The sequence below is a fragment of the Nocardioides hankookensis genome (assembly GCF_042658885.1).
Lineage (GTDB): Bacteria > Actinomycetota > Actinomycetes > Propionibacteriales > Nocardioidaceae > Nocardioides > Nocardioides hankookensis.
The window spans coordinates 490,300-512,545 of the sequence record NZ_JBHSRJ010000001.1 but is presented as its reverse complement, the minus strand read 5'-3'; the positions used below and the strand labels follow the sequence as shown (position 1 = coordinate 512,545).

The window sequence follows — 22,246 nt, the reverse complement described above, 5'->3', positions numbered from 1 at the left end:
CCGTCGACCCGGATGGGGCCGATTGGATGTGGGCGGAAGTCGCTCTCTGCGGCTGCGCCACGGTGACGCCGACTTCCGTTCTCGCGCGATCCAGGAGAGCGGCGTCGACGAGGACCTCGTCACCGGCAAACGTGTAGAACCACATTCGGCGCGTTCCTTCTAGAACGACGTCACGCGCCAAGCCGGAGACGACGATCTCAGTCGTCACGGCGAGAAGAGCGGCTGCGAATTGCTGGTCGACCATGTCCAGCAGCTCGGCTCGACGCGACCTGCACTCGAGCGTCTCGCAGAAGAATCGACCTGAAGGATGCGACCCAGCACTTCGGCGACGAGCAACGACGCGACCGCATCCACCGCCGCAGAGCCGCAACTTGCGAGAGCGACTCGACCGATTTGCAATCACGTGTTTCCTTCGCGTCGAGCAATGTCACAGACCATTACCCCGCGCCAGTGCTCTCAATGCCCGTGACTAGACCTCGAGTCTCCCATCGGCCGGGCACCATCGCAGGGTGAAGCGGACGCGCCTGCGCCCGGAGACCTTGCGGTCTCCGGGCGCTGGCCCCCAACGGAGGGCTACTTGGACTGCGTGTCGACGGTGATCTTGGCGATCCCGACGAGCAGCCCGGGCTTGACGGCGTCCGTCTTGAACGTGTCGTTCAGCAGCGGCGCCGCGTCCTCCGAGATCTCGACCTTGGTGCCCTCGAGGATCGCGGTGTTGCCCTCGGTCTTGAGGGGCTCGAGGGTGCGGCCGTCGAGCTGGAACAGGAACACGCTCGACGCGGCGACCTTGCCGTTGACCGACACGTCGCCGTAGACGCGGGAGGCGCCCGGGTCGACGTTGAAGTTGGTCAGCTCGACCTTGGTGCCGCCGGCCGTCAGGGAGAGGCCGGAGCCCTCGTGCTGGATCTGGCCGATGACGTACGGCGAGACCTCGCCGGGCTTGAAGACCGTCACGTTGCCGCCCGTGATCGGGAAGATGAGGGAACCGTCCTCGAGCTTCGCGGTGCCGACCGTGCCGGGCGTGAGCTTCAGGGCAGTCAGAGCGTCGACGAAGCCCTGGTCCAGCTTGATCGCGGTGGTCTCGCCCTGGAGGGCGTCGATCGCGGCGACCGGCTTCGGGGCCGGCGCGCTGCTCGAGCTCGAGTCCGAGCCGGCGCTGTCGGAGCTGCTGCACGCGGCGAGCGGCGTCGCGACGAGAGCAGCCATGGCGAGGGCGGCGAGGGAGCGCTTGGTCGTGAACTTCTTCGTACCGTTCGAGGTGGTGCGCATCTGCGACACATCCTTCAGAGGAACCTGGTGAGACTCCGTTGGGAACATTGACACGAGGAGTTCGCTCCTGCGCTGAAGTCGGATGGGTCGATCGGATGTGCGAGATCTCACGATCAGTCGGCCGCCGATCGGGGTACCGATTTGCCCCGCGCCAGGACGTGACCGGCTTCAAGGCTTCTGAACAGGTAGTCCTCGGAGGCAGGGACGTCGGTCGGCCGTCGCCCTCGTACGGCGTCCAGGCGACGTTGCGGGTGGCTGCCGGTTGAGGCGACCCGATGCACCGATCGCGGTGGCTGGTCCCACCCGCAAGCGAATGGCGCGTTGAGCGCGCCGTTACTGCTGGAGGAACTCCACGAGCGCACGGTTGAACTCGTCGGCGTGGCTCACATTGAAACCATGCGGTGCGCCCTCCACGAGGACGAGTTCACTGTGCGCGACGGTTTCGTGGGTGCGCTTGCCGGCGCCTTCGAAGGGCACGATGCCGTCGCTGTCGCCGTGGATGACGAGCGTCGGGACGGTGATCTTGGTGAGGTCATCTCGGAAGTCGGTCGTTCCGAACGCGTCCATGCAGCCAAGTGCAGCATCCTGGTCGGACCGCTTGCACAGCGCGATCGCCTCCTGTCGTTGCTCCTCGGTGACCTTGAGGTCGTCGCCGGCGCTGAAGAACTTGGTGGTGAAGTCGTCGAAGAAGGCGTCGCGGTCGGTCTCGAGGTCGTCGCGCATCTCCTTGGCCGCGTCCTTGGTCAGGGGGCCGTCGGGGTTGTCGTCGGACTTCAGCAGGTACGGCGGCACTGCGCCCGCGAACACGACGCTGTGCAGGCGGTCTTCGCCGTGGCGGGCGACGTATCGTGCGACTTCGCCGCCGCCCATCGAGAATCCGACGAGCGTGACGTCATTGAGGTCGAGGTCGGAGAGCACGTTGTCCAGGTCGCCCGCGAGGGCGTCGTAGTCGTAGGAGTCACCGGGGTCGGAGTCGCCGAACCCGCGGCGGTCGTAGCTCACCACGCGGTAGCCGGCGTCGCGGATGGCGTTCGTCTGCTCGGACCAGGAGCGGTGCGAGAGCGGCCAGCCGTGGATGAGGACGACTGGTCGGGACTCGCCGCCGGAGTCGAAGACGTGCAGGCCGTGGTCTGTCGGGTTCTCGGTCTCGTCTGCCATGGAGTCGCAGTACCCACGGTGGGAGATGGCATCCGCGCGGTCGTGCGGGGTGGACTCGGCTCTGGTAGCGAGTGGCCGGTCGCCGAGCACGCCCGGTTCGGGTGTTTGTTTGATAGGGAGCGCCTGGGGGCTGTTGGATGTGCGGTAGGCGCGAGGGTTGGAGTGTTGTTGGGCGAGGAGCAGGTGTCCGGGGCCGTGCCCGAGGTCGTCGGTCCCTCGGCGACAGCTTCAGAGGTCGCCGCGGCGCTGCTGGCGTCGTCGAGCCCGTTCACGGGCTTGGGTGACGAGGTGGCTGACCGGTTGAGTGTCGCGCGTCAGCTGGCGACGGCACCGGGGAACGTTGACGCCCTGAATCGTCTGGCGGCCCTGTCGGCGCAGCTGCTGCGCGCGTCGTCGGCGCAGGTCTCGCTCATCGCGGACGAGCAGACGGTGATGGGCGGCGTTGGTGCTGCCAAGGCGTCGGTGGGGGTGAAGTCGCCGGCCGAGGAGTCGTTGTGCACGGTGACCGTGAAGGCGGCTGCGCCGGTCGTGGTGGCGGACGCCCGGTCCGACGGCCGGGTGAATGCATTGCCACCGGTGACCTCAGGGGCGGTCGGCTCCTACCTGGGTGTGCCGCTGGTGGTGCGGGACCAGCCGGTGGGTGCGTTGTGCGTGTTCGACGCTGCACCGCGTGAGTGGTCGGACGAGGACGTGACGCTGTTGGAGCAGCTGGCGGGTCCGGTCGTTGCGGAACTGCAGCTGGCTGCGTTGGCGGCGGAGTACGAGGACGAGCGGCTGTTGTGGCAGCTCGCGGTGGATGCTGCCGAGGTCGGGGCGTTCGACTGGAACTTGGAGACTGGTGCGCTGCGGTGGGATGACCGGCTGCTAGGCCTGTTCGGGCTGAGCCGGGAGACTTTCGGCGGGAGCATCGAGGCGTTCAACGAGGCGGTCCACCCCGATGACCTCGACCGGGTGACCGAAGCGCTCACGCATGCCATCGAGACATGTGGTGTGTACGCGGCGGAGTACCGGGTCGTGTGGCCCGACGGCGGAATCCGGTGGGTTGCCGCCCGGGGTCGTGCTCTGGCTGGCCCGGACGGTGTGACGACCCGGCTGTTGGGTGCTGCGTTCGACACGACGGCGGTGCAGGACGGCGAGGCCCGGGTCGCTCGGGTACTGGAGTCGATGCCGACGGCATTCTTCCAGCTGGACCGGCAGTGGCGGTTCGCGTACGTCAACACCGAGGCGCATCGACTGCTCGGAGGCATCGAGCGCGAAATCCTCGGAGGCGTCATCTGGGACCTCTTCCCGGACGCGGTCGGGAGCGACTTCGAGATCCACTACCGCAGGGCCGTGGACAGCGGCCGGCCGGTGGAGTTCGAGGCGTACTACCCGCCACCGCTCGACGCCTGGTACGAGATTCGAGGGTGGCCGACACCGGACGGGTTGTCGGTGTACTTCTTCGACATCACCGAGCGACGCCGTGCCCAGTCGGCCGTCACGTCCGCCACCGAGCGCACGAGCCTGTTGTCGGGCATCACGGACGCGCTGACCGGAATGCTGGACATCGAGGACGCTGTCGAGCACCTGGCGCACGCTGTCGTGGGCCGTTGGGGCGACTGGAGCATCGTCACGCTCGTCGGGACCCCGTTGCCGAGCAACAACCCTCAGGGCTACGCCGGTGGGGTGGGGGACCCGGGGCGTGCGTGGCGCCGAGGGCTCGCGGATGTAGCGGGCTGGCACATCGACCCGTCCGCCCGGGCGATGGTCGAGCGGTACCTGCAGGTTCGCATCCCCTCCCTGACCGATCGGTCGTTCCTGGCTCGGGCGTTGAGGGAGAACCGTCCAGTTGTGATCGGCGAACAGGCAGCCGACGCCATCGCAGGCGTGCTCGAACCTGGTGAAGCCCGCGACCTCTGCCTGGCGCTGGCACCTTCGTCAGCCGTCGTCGTGCCGCTGCGCGGCCGCGGCCGCACGGTCGGGTTGCTGACCGTGTTCCGTGGCGCTGGTCGGCCGAGGTTCAGCACGGAGGACGTTGCCGATCTTGTCGATGCTGCGGCCCGGGCAGGGCTCGCGTTGGACAACTCCCGCTTGTACGCCGAGCAGCGTGACTTGGCTGAAGGTCTGCAGCGCAGCCTGATGACTGCTCCACCGGAACCGGACCACGTCCATGTCGCCGTGAGGTACGAGCCGGCCGCGGAGGCCGCGCAGGTCGGTGGTGACTGGTACGACTCGTTCCTGCAGCCCGATGGTGCGACGAGCGTCGTCATCGGTGACGTGGTCGGGCATGACACGGTGGCAGCGGCCGCGATGGGGCAGGTCCGTGGGCTGCTGCGCGGCATCGCGGTCACGACCGGCGCGGGTCCCGGTGAAGTGTTGCGGCGCGTGGATGAGGCGATGCAGACGCTGCAGGTCGAGACGACGGCAACGGTCGTGGTCGCCCGCCTCGAGCAGACCGACGAGGAGCAGGACGCGGGCACGACCAGGTTGCGGTGGTCGAACGCGGGCCATCCCCCGCCGTTGGTCGCGGTTCACCCAGAGGCCCCCGGGACGCCGGAGACTGCAACCAGCAGCTCGCCGAGGGTGGAGCCTGCGCAGGTGCAGGTGCAGGCATTGTGGCCGACACAGTCCGAGCTGCTTCTCGGTTTGGAGCCGTCCTTCCCTCGCACCGAGTCGGTGGTGACGCTGACGCGAGGATCGACGCTGCTGCTCTACACCGACGGTCTCGTCGAGCGCCGCGGCCAGGCCGTCGACGCCGGAGTCGACCAGCTCCGTGCGGTTCTCGCCGAGCTTCTCGCGGAGGGTGTCGGGCTCGAGGAGATGTGCGACCAGGTCCTTCACCGGATGCTTCCGGAGCGTCCGGAAGACGATGTCGCCATCGTCGCGGTGCGCCTGCACCCGGAGGACCGGCCACGCCCCGCGGAAGCTGGCCCGGAGAGTGTTCCCGACAGCGTCCCTTGAACCGTCACCGGCACCAACCACGCGACTGAGCCCACGAACGTGGACACGCACGGCCTGCGTGCTTGACTATCCCGGTGTGCGGCACCGGTGAGGCAATCTGACCTGCGGGCCGGAGCTCTGGGAGGGATGAGCGTGAACGCGGAACAGGGCTCGGCATCGGAGCCGCAGTTCTCGGTGACGGTCGATGACCGTGGTGACGTCTCGGTTGTTCAGATGTCGGGTGAGCTCGATGTGTACACCGCGCCGGTCCTTCGTGAGGCGTTGAGCGAGCAGATCTCGGGGCCAGCGACCAGGGTGGTCGTCGACCTGACGGGGCTGTCCTTCATGGACTCCACCGGTCTCGGAGTGTTGGTCGGGACCCGCAAGGCGGCCGTCGCGGCACGCAAGTCGTTGGCCGTGGTCGCAGTCGACGGGCCCATCATGCGACTGATCGCCATCACCGGCCTCGAACACGTCCTCGAGGTCTTCGCCACCGTCGACGAAGCAGCGAAGCCCGACTAGCCGAAGGTGGCGAGTGCCGTTCCTGGGCCCTCGCTAGACCGGCCGTAGGCCGGGTGGGGTGCGGGGCACTCGGTCGAGCTCGAACCAGACCGTCTTGTTGTTGCCGTCGGACGGTTGGACGCCCCACCTGGAGGCGAGTGTCTCGACAAGGAACAGGCCGCGACCATGCTCGGACGTGACCGGCTCGTGCGCGACGTGCGGCGTTCCGGGGGCGTTGTCGGAGACCGAGACGTGCATCAGGTCAGGTCGCACGTCGATGTCGAGAGCGGGCCGTCCGCCGCCGTGGACGACGGCATTGGTGACGAGCTCACTGACGAGCAGCAGAGCGGTCTCGATGGTCTCGGAGACGATGCGAGCTTCGGTGCAGACCGTTCGCAGGACATCGCGGGCAGTGTGAGCAGACAACTCGGCCGGGTCGAGTGTCATCTGGTGACTGACCGTCGGCCAGGTGTCGCTCATCGTTCGTCACGCCCCGAGACTGTCGTCGTGCAGGAACTTGCTCTGTCGGCTGCACCTGACCAGTACCCGGCCGCACAGGGCGCCACACACGAGATGTGGCCCAGCGGCCGCCGCGTCACGACGCCACAGTCAGACCCTCGACCTCGCCCATCGCCGCATCACGCATCCGGCCGATGATGCGGAAGTGCCGGCGGATCTCGCCACGGATGGTCGGCACGAGGGCCGTTAAGCCTCTGACCTGGGTAAACGCCCCAGATCAGTAGTACCAGGGGTACGGCGACCAGTCGGGCTCGCGCTTCTCGAGGAACTGGTCGCGGCCCTCCTGGGCCTCGTCGGTCATGTAGGCCAGGCGGGTGGTCTCGCCGGCGAACAGCTGCTGTCCCACCAGGCCGTCGTCGAGGAGGTTGAAGGAGTACTTCAGCATCCGCTGGGCGGTCGGCGACTTGCCGTTGATCAGGCGGCCCCACTCCAGCGCGGTCTTCTCGAGCTCGGCGTGCGGGACGGCCTTGTTGACGGTGCCCATCCGCATGCCGTCCTCGGCGGAGTACTCCTGGCCGAGGAAGAAGATCTCGCGGGCGTACTTCTGACCGACCTGGCGGGCGAGGTACGCCGAGCCGAAGCCGCCGTCGAAGGAGCCGACGTCCGCGTCGGTCTGCTTGAAGCGCGCCTCCTCGAGCGAGGCGATCGTCAGGTCGCAGACGACGTGCAGGCTGTGGCCGCCGCCGGCGGTCCAGCCGGGCACGACACAGATGACGACCTTGGGCATGAAGCGGATCAGCCGCTGCACCTCGAGGATGTGCAGCCGCGCCAGCTTGGCCTTGTCGACGGTCTCGACGGTCTCGCCGTCCGCGTACTGGTAGCCCGCGCGGCCGCGGATCCGCTGGTCGCCGCCGGTGCAAAACGCCCACTTGCCGTTCTTGTCGCTGGGGCCGTTGCCGGTGAGCAGCACGCAGCCGACGTCGCTCGACGTGCGCGCGTGCTCCATGACCCGCAGCAGCTCGTCGACGGTGTGCGGGCGAAACGCGTTGAGGATGTCGGGACGGTCGAACGCGACGCGGACGGTGCCGTGCGCCCTCGCCCGGTGGTAGGTCAGGTCGGTCAGGTCCTCGAAGCCGGGCACGACGTCCCAGTCGTCGGCGTCGAAGATCTCGGACACCCCGTCGATCGCGCTCATGGTCGGACCCTACCGACGCTGGAATATCAGGCATCCGGGTGGTCTTCTGGGAGACATGACTCTTGAAGGCGAGTACGAGCCCAGCCCCGAGCAGTGGGTCCGCGACCAGGTCGCTGCGTACGAGGGATCCGACGGCCGCGAGGCCAACACCCTGCCCGACCACCCCGAGTGGCCGATCGTGGTCATCACGTCACGGGGCGCCAAGTCGGGGAAGCTCCGCAAGAACCCGGTGATGCGGGTCGAGAAGGACGGCGTGTACGCCGCGGTCGCGTCGAAGGGCGGCACCCCGGAGAACCCCACCTGGTACCACAACTTCATCGAGCACCCGGAGGTCGACCTCCAGGACGGCCCGGAGCCGCACACCTACAAGGTCCGCGTCGCCGAGGGCGAGGAGCGCGCCGAGTGGTGGGAGCGCGCGGTGAGCGTCTACTCGCCGTACGCCGAGTACCAGGAGAAGACGGACCGGCAGATCCCGGTCTTCCTGCTCGAGCGCGCCTGACGTCACCTGGCGCCATGGTCGGTCGTTGACCGGCCATGCGCCCGCTCGTCGCCGCCCTGTCCGCCGCCGCCCTGTGCGTCGGCGTCGTACCACCCGCCACCGCCGCGCCGGACCCGGTCGGCGACGCCCAGCACATGGCCGACGCCTACGGCCGGATCACCGGTCCGGGCGGACAGCTGCGCAACCCGGCGTACCTGCCGGCGCTCGTCGCGGCATCGACCCAGCGCACCGTCGACCAGCTGCTCACCCAGGTCGCGTCGCCGAGCCGGCTGGCGCTGACGGCCGGCAACCTGGTGCCCGGATGGAACGTCGGCAACCCGCTGCGCGCGGACTGGAACGGCACCCGCGGTCGGTCGCGGAAGGTCGCGTTCACCAACCGGTACGGCGCGCTGCTGCGGGGCACCGTCTACCGCCCCCTCAAGGGCGCCCGCGACCCGTACACGGGCCGCCGCCTGACCGGCCCGTTCCCCGGCGTGGTCCTCACCGAGGGCTCCGTGCAGGGCTCGGAGGGCATGTACGCCTGGCTCGCCCAGGACCTCGCCGAGCGCGGGTACGTCGTGCTCACGTACGACGTGCAGGGCCAGGGCACCAGCGAGACGCTCCCGCACCAGGAGTCGCCCCTCCACCAGGACACCCTGCCCTTCTGCGACCCGACCTCGCCGGCGGCCGACGGCGAGATGACCGGCTGCCCGGGCGTCCCCTTCCAGCAGCTCTCCAACTTCGTGGTCGGCACCGAGGACGCCCTCGACTTCTTCACCTCGACGCCGAGGCACCACTACCCCAACGCGCCCATCGAGGGTGCGAGCGGCTACACGCCGTACAACCCGTACTGGCGTGGGTTCGACCGCTCGAAGGACCCGACCCCGACCGCACCCGGTCGCACGACCCGGATCGCGATCATCGGCCACTCGATGGGCGCCGCCGCGGTCTCGAAGGTGCAGGGCACCGACCGGCGGGTCGCCACCGTCGTCGCGCTCGACAAGCTCGCGGGACCGAGCTCCGACGGGCCGCTCGACGGCGCCGGCAACAAGCCCGTCGTACCCGCGCTCGCGGTGCAGTCGGAGTACGGCTTCACGGTCTCGCCCTGGTTCCTCTCCGGCGGCAGCTCCCTGATGCCGGAGCCCTCGCCCGACGGCCCGGACCCGCACCGCGAACGGGCGACCGGCTTCGACGCGTGGCGCGCCGCCGGGGTCGACTCGATGCTCGTCGTGCCGCACGCCTCGACGCACCTCGACTACACCGACATCCCGTTGGTGCTGCCGGCCAGCCGCTACGGCCAGGACCTCACCAGCGCCTACGTCCAGCGCTGGCTGGACCGCTACCTCAAGGACCGTGTGGCGAAGCCGCTGCTCGCCCGGTCCTTCCGCTACCTGGAGCCGACCAGCGTCGACACCTGGGCGCCCGTCCGGCTGCACCGGGACGCCCTGCTGAGCTCGACCTACTGCTCGGCGTACTCGATCACGACCGGCGCGGGACGTCGGCAGGACGGCGACATCACCCACATCGGCTGCTGATCCGCGGACGGGTGGTTTCGAGGCTCGTCGCTGGCGCTCCTCGCACCTCAACCACCGTGATCGGTGGTTGAGGTGCGAGCGGAGCGAGCCTCGAAACCACCCCGCCGGCGGCCGATTGCCCCCACAATGCGGCTGTGACCACGGACACGCCCCCGCCGGCTCCGGCGCTGCGCCGCTCGGCCCTGGCCGAGCCCACCGAGAACCCGCCCGGCCGCTGGGTCGCGTTCCTGACGCTGGCGAGCATCGGGCTCTGGGCCGGCTTCTTCGGCCCGATCCAGGTGCTGCTCGCCCAGCAGGCCGAGGCCATCGACGCCGACGCCAAGAAGCAGATCCTGGCGATCGTCCTCGGCCTCGGCGCGGCGACGTCGGTGGTCTGCAACCCCGTCTTCGGCGCGTTCTCCGACCGGACCACGCTGCGCGTCGGCCGCCGGCTGCCGTGGGTGGTCGGGGGCGCCCTCGGCGGCGCGGCCGCGCTGCTGGTGCTGTCGGTCGCCGACAGCGTCGTGGTGATGGCCCTCGGCTGGTGCGGTGTGCAGGCGGCGCTGAACGCGATGCTCGCCGCCGTCACCGCGACCGTGCCCGACCAGGTGCCGGTGCACTCGCGCGGCAAGATCGGCGGCATCCTCGCGATCGCCCAGACCGTCGGCGTCATCGGCGGCACCGGCATCGCGTCGGTGACGGGCAGCATCGCGGCCGGGTACGTCGTCACGGCGGTCGTGCTGCTCGTGCTGACGATCCCCTACTGCCTCGACTCCCACGACATCGCACTGGCGCCCGACGAGCGGCCCGCGCCCTTCGACTGGGGCGCCTTCCTGCGCTCCTTCTGGGTCTCGCCGCGTGCCTACCCCGACTTCGCGTGGGCCTGGATCACGCGCTTCCTGGTCAACCTGTGCAATGCGCTCGGGCTGCTCTACCTCCTCTACTACATGCAGGACGTGCTCGGCTTCTCCCAGCACCAGGCCGAGGACCGGGTCTTCCTCCTGACCGCGATCTACGGCGTCGTCGTGATGGCCACGGCGGTCGCCTTCGGTGTCTGGAGCGACCGGAGCGGCAAGCGGAAGGTGTTCGTGATCTGGTCCGGCGTCGTCATGGGGATTGCGACGCTGCTCCTGGCGATCGCCCAGTCATGGCCGGCCGCGGTCGCCGCCGCCGCGCTCATGGGGATCGGCTACGGCATCTACGTCTCGGTCGACTTCGCGCTGATCACCCAGGTGCTCCCGGGCGCGGAGGACCGCGGCAAGGACCTCGGCGTCATCAACATCGCCAACGCCCTCCCGCAGGTGTTCGCGCCCGGCATCGCGGCGGTCATCCTGATCGTCGTCGAGGGCCTCGGCGGCATCACCGAGACCGACGGCGACCGCTTCTCGACGGGCTACTGCGTGCTCTACCTGAGCGCCTTCACGGTCGCGATCCTCGGCTCCGTCTTCGTCACCCGGATCAAGTCCGTGCCCTGAGCGGTTCCGGGCGAGGTGCTCCGTTCCTGCGACGTCCGGCCGATCTCCCGCCTACACTCGATCCTCGTACCACATGCTCCCTCAACCTCTGGAAGTGACATGCGCACACGGCTCATCGCCGCGGGCCTCGGCTCCGCCATGGTCAGCAGCCTGCTCGTCCTCGGTGCGACGGCGCCCGCCCAGGCCGGCGACCTCCACGTCAAGCTCACCAACAACCCGGACGGGTCCATCCACGTGGACTGGGATCCTGCCGTCGGCGTGGGGTCGACGTACCAGGTCCAGATCGCCACCGATCGACTGATCACCGCCCACGTACAGACGTTCGACGTCCCCGGCAACGGCTCGCAGACCGAGCTCGACGTGCCGCACGCCGACCTGGTGACCCCGGCCTCGGGCGACTACACCTTCGTGAAGGTGCAGATCGACCGCCACGGCAACGGCGAGAACAGCGGTACGCCGACGGCGTGGATCAAGCCGACCCCGGTGGCCCCGCCGACCACGGGCAGCACCGTGAAGATGGCGACGTTCAACGTGCGCATCTGGCGGGCGTCCGACCAGAAGAAGAAGAAGAAGAAGTCGCTCGTGTCGTGGACCGTGCGCCGCAAGAAGATCGCCTCGACCATCAAGGCGACCGACCCCGGCGTGATCCTGCTCCAGGAGTCCTCCGGCGCCGCCAAGCTGCGGGTCGCCGGCAAGCTCTGGCAGTTCCAGGACCTCACCAACCGCCTGCCGAAGAAGTACAAGCTCTCGGTCCAGGGCCTCTACACCAACGCCCGCGGTCTCGCGATCGGCAGCCAGGGCTCGCGCATCGTCGTCGACACCAGCCGCTACAAGGTGCTCAAGACCGGCTACGTCCAGCCGCCGGCGTTCTCGCCCAAGCAGACCCGCTTCCTGCCGTGGGCCCTGCTGCGCATCAAGTCGACCGGCGAGGAGTTCTACGTCGCCTCGGCGCACCTCCAGTCGGGTGCCGACAAGCCGGGCCAGACCCGCCTCTACGACATGCGCCAGCGCCAGACCGACTACATCAACGCGCAGCTCGCACGGCTCGCGGCCTCCGGCCGCGGCGTCTACCTGGGCGGCGACTTCAACTCGACCAGCAACACCAAGCCCGACAACAACGTGCACCGCACGCTGGTGGCGGACGGCTGGTACGACGGGTTCGCCACGACGACGGTCTCCGGCGACGAGTTCCCGACCACGAACGACTTCGTGTTCCCGGTCAAGCCCGGCCCGTTCCGTCGCGACTACCTGATGAGCCTCGGCGCTCCGCAGGGGTCGTACGGGTACACGAACCACTTCTACAACTCGGCCTCGAAGTTCGCGTCCGACCACTTCATGCAGTCGGCCGTCTTCCCGGTCGGTGCCGGCCCGTACCTCACCGCCGCCCAGATCGGGCGGTCGAAGTACAAGCCGTACCACCGCTGACCCGACCCACGGCAACGCCCCGCTCGAGCTCCTCGGGCGGGGCGTTTCCCGTTGGCGGCGCCCGCGGCCGGTGTCAGTGCGCGTGCGCCTTGGCGCCGCGGGTGATCGACATCGCGAGGCCGACCAGGTGGCCGAGCCGGGCGATCTCGGAGTCCAGGAAGTCCGGGCCGCCGCGGCGACCGATCACGACGACCTCGGTCTTGTTCAGGCGCGCGGCGCACGCGACGGTGTTCTCGTCGTCGGTGTCGATCGGCTCGGCCCGCTCGATCGGCAGCCAGGTGAGGTCGGACGGCGCAGCCTCGGTCGTGTAGACGATCCCGTCGGCCTTGCTGACCCGGACCGCCCAGTCCGCCCGGAAGGTCACCGGCAGCAGGTCGATCAACCGGTCGAGGGCGCCCTCGGGGTCGGCGGTCAGCTCCTCGACGGCCTCGAGGTCGAGGAAGAGGTTGCCGCCTGCGGCGTACCGGCTGATCCAGACGACGACGACCCCGTCGAGGCCGTTGACCGCGGAGACGACGGAGTCGGGCATGGTGCCGGGCGCGATCTCGAGGAGCACGTCGTCGACGGCCGTGCCGTCGTGGCGCTTCTCGACGATCTCGATCGCCTCGATGTCGCCGCCGGCCTCACCGATGGCACCCGCGAGCCGTCCCAGGGATCCGGGGACGTCGGGCAGCTCCACGCGCAGCAGGAAGGGCATCTCAGACTCCAATCTGCCTCGACCCTAGCCCGACGAGATTGCGGCCGGATTTCGCGGACGGCTGGCGGGACACCTGCCATCAGCCTGACGCCTTCGGGTCAGAGACCGCGTCGGCACGGGCGGCTTGGGTGGAGAGACATCGGATTCCTCAGGAGAAGTCACATGCGCCGCACCGTCATCTGGGCCAGCCTCCTGGCCCTCGCCATCGTCATCACCGGCACCACGTCGTACGCCGCGTCGAAGTACGTCGTCACCTCGTCCAAGCAGGTCAAGGACGGGTCCCTGTCGACGGCCGACCTGTCCAAGAAGGCCCGGGTGCAGCTGCACGGTGCGCGCGGGAGCGCCGGCCCGCAGGGCATGCAGGGCCCGACCGGCCAGGCCGGGCCGGTCGGCCCGAGCCACGCCTACAGCGCGACCATGCCGGCGAGCGTCGCGCTGCCGGCGAGCACCGGGCAGACGCTGATGACCGTCAACGTCCCGGCGGGCGACTACGTCGTGATGGCGCGGATCCAGGGCGAGACCGGGAGCGACCCGAACCCGGGCAACAACTACCGCTTCGACTGCTCGCTGTCCGGGCCGGACGTCACCTTCGACGACCCCGTCTACCGCGTCGGCGTCGACCCGTACGTCGAGCGCTACCTGACCTTCCAGGGAGCCGGGGCCGTCGAGCAGGCGGGCACGATCACGCTCAGCTGCTACGCCGGCAACGGGCACGACCTGAGCGTCATCAGCGGTCAGCTGCAGGCGATCCAGGTCGGCGACCTGGACTAAAGGCCTGCGAGCCGCAACCGGAGCCCGGTCGCGCGCTGTGCCTGCCCGGCGACGGCGGCGCGTACGGCGGCCTCGGTGCCGACCACGCGCACGTGGCTCCGGGCCCGGGTGACCGCGGTGTAGAAGAGCTCGCGGGTGAGCAGCCGCGACCCCTCGTCGGGCAGCAGCACCGTCACCCGGTCGGCCTGGCTGCCCTGGCTCTTGTGGATCGTCATCGCGTGCATCGTCTCGACCGCGTCGAGACGACCGGGCGCGAACTGCTTCAGCCGCTCCGACCCGGCCACGAACGCGCGGCTGCGCCCGTCCTGGCGCACCACGACCCCGGTCTCGCCGTTGTAGACGTCGAGCGCGTAGTCGTTGCTGGTCACCAGGAGCGGGCGGCCGACGTACCACTCCCCCCAGATCTCGATGTCCGGGTCCTCGGCCAGCCACCGCTCGACCAGGTGGTTCCACCGGCGTACGCCGTAGGGACCCTCGCGGTGGGCGCACAGCAGCCGGTAGCGGTCCAGCTCGGCCAGCGCACGGGCCGGGTCCTCCTGGGTCGCGGCCGCCCAGATCGCGCGGCCGGCGGCCACCGAGTCCGGGCGCAGCGCCGCCTCGATCGCAGCCTCGTCGTCCGCCTCGACGAACGAGACCTGCTCGGACGGAGCGCGCAGCACCCGGAGCACCTCGTCGGCGTCGCCCAGGCGGAGCGCGGCGGCGAGCGCCTTGATGTCCTCCTCGGAGCGAAAGTTCTCGGTCAGCGCCGAGACCGGCGAGTCGGGGCGTCCCTCGAAGCCGGCGACCAGGTCGCTGAGCACCGCACCGGCGCCGACCGACGTGAGCTGGCGCGGGTCGCCGACCAGCACCAGCCGGCAGTCGGGGCGCAGCGCCTCGAGCAGCCGCCCCATCATCGTGAGCTCGACCATCGAGGACTCGTCGACGACGACCACGTCGTACTTGAGCCGGTTGGCCCGGTCGTGCCGGAAGCGGGTCGCGTTGTCGGGCCGCCAGCCGAGGAGCCGGTGCAGGGTCAGCCCCTCCAGGCGCCCGACCAGGTCGGGTGCCTCGGGCCAGGTGGTCGCGACGTCGGCGAGCTCGGTGGCGACGGCCTCCTGGAGCCGGGTCGCCGCCTTGCCGGTCGGTGCAGCGAGGGCGATCGCGAGCCCGCCGCCCGCCTCGTCGGCGAGGAGGGCGAGCAGCCGGGCGACCGTGGTGGTCTTGCCGGTGCCGGGGCCGCCGGTCAGGATCGTCGTACGCCGGCGCACGGCGGCCGCCACCGCCGCCTCCTGCTCGCGGCTGAAGTGGCCGGCGCGGACCTTCGCCAGCGCCGCATCGAGGCGGGCCTCGTCGATCGTCGGCGGCGCCTGCGCCAGCCGGAGCGCGAGGTCGTCGTGCACCTGGGTCTCGAGGCGGTGGTAGCGATCCAGGTAGAGCAGGCCCAGCTCCCACCGGACCACGCCCGCCTCGACGAGCGGCGAGCCCTCGAGCGGCCACACGTCCGGCCAGGGCAGGTCGGGAGCGGTCTCTCGCACGGCCGCGAGGTCGAGGCAGACAGAGCCCCGGCGTACGGCGCGCACAGCCAGCGCGACCGCGAGCAGGACCCGCTCGTCCTCCTCGCCCCCGAGCGCACCGATGCGGGTCGCGACGTGGAGGTCGGACGAGGTCAGCAGCCCGGCCTCGTTGAACGTGGCCAGCAGCCCGGTCGCGCCGGTCGCGATCCGCCAGTCCTGCTCCCCGGTCGGCTCCCAGAGTGGTTCCTGAGGAGCCGAGGGACGAGGCGTCTCGAAGGGCTCGGTCATCACGCACCGTCCAGGAGGTCGGAGAGCTCCTCGACCAGGGCCACGGGCGGCTGCCAGGCGAAGACGCCGCAGGGGGCGCCGTCGACGAGGGGGGTGTCGGGTCCGCACATGCCGCGCAGGTAGAGGTAGAGCACGCCGCCCAGGTGGACGGCCGGATCGTAGCCGGGCTGGCGCCAGCGCAGGAACCGGTGCAGGACCGCGGCGTACAGCAGCGCCTGCAGCGGGTAGTCGGAGTGACCCATCGCAGCGTCGAGCGCCTCGGGGCGATAGCTGTGGGCGGTCAGCGGCTCGTCCATCGGGCCGAGCCAGTTGGTCTTGTAGTCGACGACGAGGTAGCGCGGCCCGGCCTCGGTGCGCAGCCGCAGCACCACGTCGACCGACCCCGTGAGGTAGCCGCGCAGGGTCTGCTCGCCGAGGGGTCCGGCGAGGGAGGCAGCGTAGGCACGGACCGGGTCGCCCGGCGGCAGGTGGCGCTCGAGCAACGGCCCGATCGCACCCAGGACGCCGTCACCCAGCGGCAGCTCGAAGTCCATCTCGCGCAGTCGGTCGGTCAGCGGCAGCTGGCGCAGCGTGGTGCCGGCCAACGGCCCGAGCGGGGAGTCGCACACGGCGACCAGGGCGTCCGCGAGCTCCTCGCGGTCGAGGGCGACGGGCCACCAGCCGAGCTGCTCGTCGATGTGGCCGAGCAGCTCCGTGCGCAGGTCGGGCGCATCGGGGTCGGTGTGCTCGAGGACGGCGTGCACCAGCGACCCGAACGTCGCGCCGACGGGCAGGTCCGCCATCGGCGAGGGCACGTCGTCGGGCAGCGGCGCCGCGACGACGGTCTCGGGCTCGAGCGCCTCGTCGTCCTTGGCGCCGTACTCCGGCTCGCTGGTGACGGCGCCGGTCGCCCCGGCGGCGGGCTCGAGCTTGCTCAGCGAGGAGTACGACGCGCGCCGCCACTCGGTGTCGACGTCGCGGGTGAACGTGCGGGCGGCGAGCGCGGGCGGGTCCGGCACCGGCGGGTCGGCGCCGGGGTCGGCGAGCACGGCGGGCTCCGGCGACGGGCCGCCGCGGTCGCGCCACTCGGCGAACATGGTCACCACGCCGTCGTCGTCGGGGACGGCGGGCGTCTCGGGCACGTCGGCCGCGTCCGGGTGGCGCATCAGCATCCGGTGCAGCGGCGAGGCGACGGCGTTCTTGGTCGGCGCCCACCAGCACACGACCTGTGACTTGGCCCGGGTGATCGCGACGTACAGCAGCCGCAGCCACTCGCCCGCCTCCTCGTCGGCCCAGCGCCGGCAGTCGTCGGCCCAGTGCGCTCCCCCGCCACCGACGTTGAGGCAACGGGTGCCCTCGTCGTCGTGGAAGAGCGGCCGGGTCGGCTTGGGGACGAAGCGGTCGGCGACGGCGGGCAGGTAGACGACGGGGTACTCGAGCCCCTTGCTCGCGTGGATGGTCACCAGCTGCACGGCGGCAGCGTCGGAGTCGAGCCGGCGGGTGCGCTCGACGCCGCGGCCGGCCCGGCCCTCCGCGACCTGCGCGCGCAGCCAGGTCAGCAGCGACACCGGGCCGTGACGCTCGCTCAGCATCACCTCGTGCAGCGCCTCCCCGATGTGGCGCAGGTCGGTGAGGCGGCGGTCGCCGCCGACCTCGGCCAGCACCCGCTCGGGCAGCCCGGCGACGTTGGCCGCCTCGAGCACCGCGGCGATCCCGCGCGTCGTGAACAGCTCGACCCACGCGCGCAACGTCTCGGCGACCTCGTCGGTGAGGTCGTCGCCGCCCGCGTCGAGCTCCGCGGCGGTGTGGCCGACGAAGCAGGTCAGCGCGGCGGCACGCACACGGGCGCTGCGGTGCGGCTGCTCCAGCGCCTCGAGCAGGGTCAGCCACTCGACGGCGGCGGGGGTCGCGAACACGCTGCCCCCGCCGGCGATCACCGCGGGTACGCCGACGGCCAGCAGCGCCTCGCGCACGGCGGCCAGGTCGGCGTGCCGGTAGGAGATGACCGCGATGTCGCGCGGCCGGACCGGCCGACCCTCGAACATCGCGCCGGACGCGAGCAGTCGGCGTACGTCGAGGGCGAGGTCGCGGGCGATGTGCGGGCGCACCTGGCCGACCGCGAGGGAGGCGTTGCCGCGCCGGCCGAGCTCCTCACGGCGTACGACCCGGACCCGGAAGGGCGCCGGCGAGGGCGCGCCGACCAGCCGGCTCTCGTCGTGGTGGGCAGCGACGTCGCGGACGACGATCCGGTCGTCGCCGAGCGCCGCCCCGGCGAGCAGCCGCTGGAACGAGTCGAGCAGCGGCCGGTCGCTCCGCCAGTTGACCGACAGCGTCTGCTTGACCTGGGCGGTCTCCGCCGCGCGGAGGTACGTCGTGACGTCACCGCCGCGGAAGGCGTAGATCGCCTGCTTGGGGTCGCCGATCAGCACCATCGTCGCGTGCCCGGTGAAGGCCCGGTCGAGCACCTGCCACTGCACCGGGTCGGTGTCCTGGAACTCGTCGACCAGCACGATGCTCCACCGCTGCCGCATCCGCTGCGCGGCCGGGCCGTCGGCATCGACCAGCGCGTCGGCGAGCTGGGTGAGCAGGTCGTCGTACGACAGGATCCCGAGGCGGCGCTTGCGACGGTCGAGCTCCTCGCGGACGGTGCGCGCGAAGCTGACCCGGCGGCCGACCGGCGTCGAGCGGTCCTCGTCGGCCGGCTGGAGGGTCGCCTGCGGGTCGCCGACCACGGCCCGCGCGATCGCGAGCGCCTCGGCGTGGGTGAAGACGGGTGGCTCGGTGTCGAACGCGAACGCCCGCAGGTAGAGGTCGTCGACGGTCTCCTTCACCAGGTCGTCGAGGTCCTCGACGAGCCGGGCCCGGGAGTCGGAGTCGCCCGCGACGCCCAGGGAGTCGAGGACCATCGAGCAGAACTGGTGGGTCGTGGCGATGGTGGCCGCGTCGAAGCCGGCCAGCGCCTCGCTCACCCGGCGGTGGCCGAGCCGGCGCTGCTCGGGGTCCCACGCACGCAGCAGCGTGACGAGCTCGGAGTCGGGGGCCGCGTCGACGACGGCGACCGGGTCGTCGCTCAGCACGCGCTCGGCCTCGACGAGCTGCGCCCGGACCCGCTCGCGGAGCTCCTGGCTGGCGGCGCGGCCGAAGGTGACCACCAGCATCTGCTCGAGCCGCGCAGTGCCCTCGGCGACGTAGCGCGTCACGAGGGCGCCGATCGTCCAGGTCTTGCCGGTGCCGGCGCTGGCCTCGAGCAGGACCGTGCCGGTCGGCAGCGGCGCCCGGATGTCGAACGGCTTCATCGGATCGCTCACAGCGGCCCCACCCTCTCGGCGCCGGTCAGCAGCGGCTCCCAGATCCGCCACGCGTGCTCACCCAGCCCGGCGTCCAGCAGCACCTCGACCGGGGCGGCGGGACCGTAGACCCGGCGGTGATAGGGGTTGGCGTCCTCGCCCTCGATGCCGAACTGGTTGTGAGGATCGGTCTCCCACTCGCGGCGTGCGGCCTGGACCGGCGGGAAGTCCTGCCCCATCAGCTCGCGGGCGTGCGCCTCGGCCCAGGCGGCGCCGGTCTTCACCGGCACCGGCAGCGGCGCGCACAGCCCGCGGTCGCGCAGGTCGAGCAGGTCGCGCAGCCAGCCGACGGCGCGGTGGTCGAGAGGGCCCGACAGCGCCCGCTTCGGGCCGGCCCGCTCGCGCCCGATGGCGTGGGCGGTCCAGTGCTGGTCGGGGTACGTCGCACTCAGCGCCAGCAGGTCGACCCACGCCTCCAGCCGCTGCTTGGCGCCGAGCCGGGAGTAGCCGAGCGAGACGACCCGGGTGCCGTAGACCCCGGGCACCGTGCCGGTCAGCCGGCGCCCGTCGCCGAGGTCGACGTCCACGTCGACCGAGCGGCGCTCGCCCTCGCGCACGGCGGCGGCGCTGGCCCACAGCTTCTGGCACTCGCGCACCACCTCGTCGAGCGCGGCCGTGCCGAGACCGCCCGGCGGCAGCGTCCCGCGCAGCTGCTCGGCGGTCATCACCGCGACCGGGTCCTGTCCGGCGAGGAGCTCGCGCAGCAGGTGGTCGCCGATCTGCCACTTCTCGAGGCTGTCCAGGCTCACCGGGATCGCGTCGGCGAGGTCGTCGGGGGCGAACGGCGTGGCCACGTCGAGCCGCTCGCGCAGGAACGCGCGCACCGGCTGCACCAGGAACGCCTTGAGGTCCTGGAGCGAGACGTCCGCGTGCACCTGCGCCGGCAGCGCACCGTCGAGCAGCGGAGGCGGCTCGTGCCGCACGCTCCAGGCCGACCGGGCGCCCGCCAGCGACGCGGTGTCGAAGCTGAACGGCCGCTGCGGCTCGAAGTTGCGCGCGTCGTAGGGCTGGAGCGGGTGCCGCACCTCCACCCGGTCGCGCACCGGGGCGGCGGTGGTGCGGTCGGCGGCGTCGAGGATCTCGCCGAGGGGTACGGCGGGGGGCCGCTTCGCCCCGGACTGCTCGTTGGCGCCGGTGTAGGTGACGACCAGGTGCTCGCCCGCGGCGAGGATCGCGTCGAGCAGGAGCTGACGGTCCTCGCTACGCAGGTCGCGCTCGCCGGTGCGCGGCCGGCGACCGAGCACGTCGTCGCCGTCGACCGACCCGGCGCGCGGGAAGACGCCGTCGTCGAGGCCGACCAGGCAGACCACCCGGTGCGGCACGGACCGCATCGGCACCATCGTGCAGACGGTGAGGGTTCCGGTGCGGAAGTTGGCGCGGGTGGGGCGACCGGCCAGCCGGGACTGCAGCAGCGCGCGCATGTCGGAGAGGCGCAGCTCGAGCTCGCCCTCGTGGGAGGAGGCCGCCGCGCGGGCCAGCTCGCGCTCGAACTGCGGCAGCTGCCAGGCGTCGTCGGTCGCCACGTCGGTGAGGGCGCGGACGCCGTCGCGCAGGCGCTGCGTCCATTCGGCGACCGTGCTCGCCGCGCCCAGCCCGGTCAGGCAGTCGTCGAGCCGGGCGACCAGCTCGGCGAGCCTGCCGGCGAGGTCGATCTCGTTGCTGCCGACGTCGTCGAGCGGCAGCCCGCGGCCCAGGTGGCGGTGGTCGTCGCCGCTCATCGCCACCCCGAGGAGGATCCGGTCGAGGCCCATCCGCCAGGTGTTGTGGGGGAATCGCTCCATCGCGAACGCCTCGCGGGACCCCGCGTCGAGCCCCCAGCGGACGCCGGCGCGCGCCACCCACCGCGCGGCCCGGTCGAGGTCGTCGTCGGTGAAGCCGAAGCGTCGCCGGCAGGGCTCGCTCGCCGCCAGGTCGAGCACGTCGGCCGCGGTCACCCGGCCGCCGGACATCTCGAGCAGCGTACCGGCCACCGCGAGCAGCGGGTTGGTGCTGACCAGCGCCCGGTCGGCCAGCTTGACCCGGAGCTCGTGGGCGGGGTGCCCGCCGGTCGCGAGCCCGAACCCGGCGGAGATCAACGGCGCGTAGGTCTCCACGTCCGGGCACATCACGAGGATGTCGCGCGGCTCGAGGGTCGGGTCGTCCTGGAGCATCCCGACCAGCACCTCGCGCAGCACGTCGACCTGGCGCGCCGGCCCGTGGCACGCGTGCACCTGGAGGCTGCGGTCGGCATCGTCGAGGTGGCGGCCGGCGCGCTCGTCGTACGACGGGGCGTGGTTGGCGCGCAGGTCGCGCTGGAGCCAGCCCAGCAGGGTCTCGGGGGTGTCGACGCTGGCCGCGACGACGTCGGCCTCGATGCCGCCGAGGGTGCGCCGCAGCTCGCGGGCGTCGCGGCCGAGCGAGGCGAGCAGCGGGTGACCGACGTGCTCGACGGAGGTGTCCTCGTCGCGCGGCACGATGCCGCCGAGCCCGGCCAGGTCGTCCCAGAGCGCCGGCGACGGCTGGGGCAGGAAGAGGTGGACGTCGCGGTGCTCGCCGAGCGCCTCCAGCAGCGCCAGCTCGGTCACGGGGATGCGGGTGTGGCCGAAGAGCGACAACCGCGCGGGTAGCGGGAGCCCGTCGCCGCCGGACCGCAGCGCGGCGACGGTCTCCGCGTGGCGTACGTCGGGCGGCGGTGCCGCCACTCGCGGCAGCAGCCGCCGCCACAGCTCGGCCTGCCAGCGCAGGTCGTCGGCGAGGTCCCCGTCATCGCCCTCGCGCCAGCCCGTCACCAGGCTCGGCCGCTGGACGGCGTACGACGCGAAGAGGTGCGCCAACCGGATCGCGACGGAGTAGCGGCGGTTGCGGCGCACCTCGCCCTCGAGGTGGGCGGTGAGCGCCTCGAACCCCGGCTGGTCGAGGCAGTCGTCGATGGTCGCGAGCAGCGGCCAGACCAGGCGCTCGGGGTCCCACGGGTCGTCGCGCTCGCGGCCGAGCAGCAGGCTGACGAGGCTCCTCGGGTTGAGGAACCGCACCCCCGCGCAGACCCCGTCGCCACCGCGCGGGCCGGTGCCGAGCCGGTGGCTGAGCCGCTGGGTCAGCCACCGCTCCACGCCCTTGGCGGGCACCACCACGACCTCCTCGGCGAACGGGTCGTCGAGGGGCGACGCGAGCAGCTCGCCGAGGGCGTCGGCGAGCTGGTCGGTGCGCGGTGCGCGGTGCAGGTGGAGCGCCACGGCCGCACCCTACGGGGCGGCGGCGACAGGCGGCCGGGCGAGCAGACGAGTTTCATCGGCCGGCCG

15 protein-coding genes are annotated in these 22,246 nt (G+C 71.5%); 7 read left to right on the top strand and 8 right to left on the bottom strand.

Annotation, left to right across the window (positions count from 1 at the left end; translation table 11 throughout):
* Positions 1–573: 573 nt before the first annotated feature.
* Both ACFPYL_RS02350 and ACFPYL_RS02345 read right to left on the bottom strand, forming a co-directional pair.
* Positions 574–1,269, bottom strand: coding sequence for a hypothetical protein (locus ACFPYL_RS02350; RefSeq protein WP_379149938.1), 696 nt, complete (start codon positions 1,267–1,269; stop codon positions 574–576).
* Between the two features lie 333 nt (positions 1,270–1,602).
* Positions 1,603–2,427, bottom strand: a complete 825-nt coding sequence (locus ACFPYL_RS02345) for an alpha/beta fold hydrolase (RefSeq protein WP_379149936.1) — start codon at positions 2,425–2,427, stop codon at positions 1,603–1,605.
* A gap of 195 nt (positions 2,428–2,622) precedes the next feature.
* Between ACFPYL_RS02345 and ACFPYL_RS02340 the strand changes: the two genes are divergently transcribed.
* Positions 2,623–5,367 carry a SpoIIE family protein phosphatase gene (locus ACFPYL_RS02340; RefSeq protein WP_379149934.1) on the top strand — a complete coding sequence of 915 codons (2,745 nt, stop codon included), beginning with the start codon at positions 2,623–2,625 and terminating at the stop codon, positions 5,365–5,367.
* 126 nt (positions 5,368–5,493) lie between these two features.
* On the top strand, positions 5,494–5,868 hold the full coding sequence (locus tag ACFPYL_RS02335; protein ID WP_379149932.1) for an STAS domain-containing protein: 375 nt from the start codon (positions 5,494–5,496) through the stop codon (positions 5,866–5,868).
* A 33-nt stretch (positions 5,869–5,901) separates the two neighbouring features.
* Here the strand turns inward: ACFPYL_RS02335 and ACFPYL_RS02330 are convergent, their stop codons facing one another.
* Positions 5,902–6,294 (bottom strand): ATP-binding protein, encoded by a 393-nt coding sequence (locus ACFPYL_RS02330; protein WP_379149930.1) that lies wholly within the window; start codon positions 6,292–6,294, stop codon positions 5,902–5,904.
* 289 nt (positions 6,295–6,583) lie between these two features.
* Positions 6,584–7,501, bottom strand: coding sequence for a 1,4-dihydroxy-2-naphthoyl-CoA synthase (locus ACFPYL_RS02325; RefSeq protein WP_379149928.1), 918 nt, complete (start codon positions 7,499–7,501; stop codon positions 6,584–6,586).
* Positions 7,502–7,556: 55 nt separating this feature from the next.
* Here ACFPYL_RS02325 and ACFPYL_RS02320 point away from each other — a divergent pair, with 55 nt between their 5' ends.
* The 4 genes from ACFPYL_RS02320 (at position 7,557) to ACFPYL_RS02305 (ending at position 12,393) form a co-directional block, all read left to right on the top strand.
* On the top strand, positions 7,557–8,000 hold the full coding sequence (locus ACFPYL_RS02320; RefSeq protein WP_379149926.1) for a nitroreductase family deazaflavin-dependent oxidoreductase: 444 nt from the start codon (positions 7,557–7,559) through the stop codon (positions 7,998–8,000).
* Positions 8,001–8,035: 35 nt separating this feature from the next.
* The gene (locus tag ACFPYL_RS02315) at positions 8,036–9,514 is read left to right on the top strand and encodes an alpha/beta hydrolase (RefSeq protein ID WP_379149924.1); all 1,479 of its coding nucleotides are present in this window, start codon (positions 8,036–8,038) and stop codon (positions 9,512–9,514) included.
* Between the two features lie 134 nt (positions 9,515–9,648).
* Positions 9,649–10,968 (top strand): MFS transporter, encoded by a 1,320-nt coding sequence (locus ACFPYL_RS02310; RefSeq protein ID WP_379149922.1) that lies wholly within the window; start codon positions 9,649–9,651, stop codon positions 10,966–10,968.
* A gap of 99 nt (positions 10,969–11,067) precedes the next feature.
* Entirely contained in the window at positions 11,068–12,393 is a 1,326-nt protein-coding gene (locus tag ACFPYL_RS02305; RefSeq protein WP_379149920.1) for an endonuclease/exonuclease/phosphatase family protein, read from the top strand.
* A gap of 73 nt (positions 12,394–12,466) precedes the next feature.
* On the opposite strand, the gene ACFPYL_RS02300 is transcribed toward ACFPYL_RS02305, so the two are convergent.
* Positions 12,467–13,090, bottom strand: coding sequence for an ACT domain-containing protein (locus tag ACFPYL_RS02300; protein WP_379149918.1), 624 nt, complete (start codon positions 13,088–13,090; stop codon positions 12,467–12,469).
* A 162-nt stretch (positions 13,091–13,252) separates the two neighbouring features.
* Between ACFPYL_RS02300 and ACFPYL_RS02295 the strand changes: the two genes are divergently transcribed.
* The gene (locus tag ACFPYL_RS02295; RefSeq protein ID WP_379149916.1) at positions 13,253–13,861 is read left to right on the top strand and encodes a hypothetical protein; all 609 of its coding nucleotides are present in this window, start codon (positions 13,253–13,255) and stop codon (positions 13,859–13,861) included.
* Here ACFPYL_RS02295 and recD read toward each other — a convergent pair.
* Genes recD through recC form a run of 3 tightly spaced genes read right to left on the bottom strand, consistent with a single transcriptional unit; the run spans position 13,858 to position 22,180 of the window.
* The gene (gene recD / locus ACFPYL_RS02290) at positions 13,858–15,642 is read right to left on the bottom strand and encodes an exodeoxyribonuclease V subunit alpha (RefSeq protein WP_379149914.1); all 1,785 of its coding nucleotides are present in this window, start codon (positions 15,640–15,642) and stop codon (positions 13,858–13,860) included. The genes ACFPYL_RS02295 and recD overlap by 4 nt on opposite strands.
* Complete coding sequence (locus ACFPYL_RS02285; RefSeq protein ID WP_379149912.1) at positions 15,642–18,929, bottom strand: UvrD-helicase domain-containing protein; 3,288 nt, start codon at positions 18,927–18,929, stop codon at positions 15,642–15,644. Before ACFPYL_RS02285 ends, recD begins: the two co-directional genes overlap by 1 nt.
* Entirely contained in the window at positions 18,926–22,180 is a 3,255-nt protein-coding gene (gene recC, locus ACFPYL_RS02280; protein ID WP_379149910.1) for an exodeoxyribonuclease V subunit gamma, read from the bottom strand. The genes ACFPYL_RS02285 and recC overlap by 4 nt, the downstream gene beginning before the upstream one ends.
* Positions 22,181–22,246 lie beyond the last annotated feature (66 nt).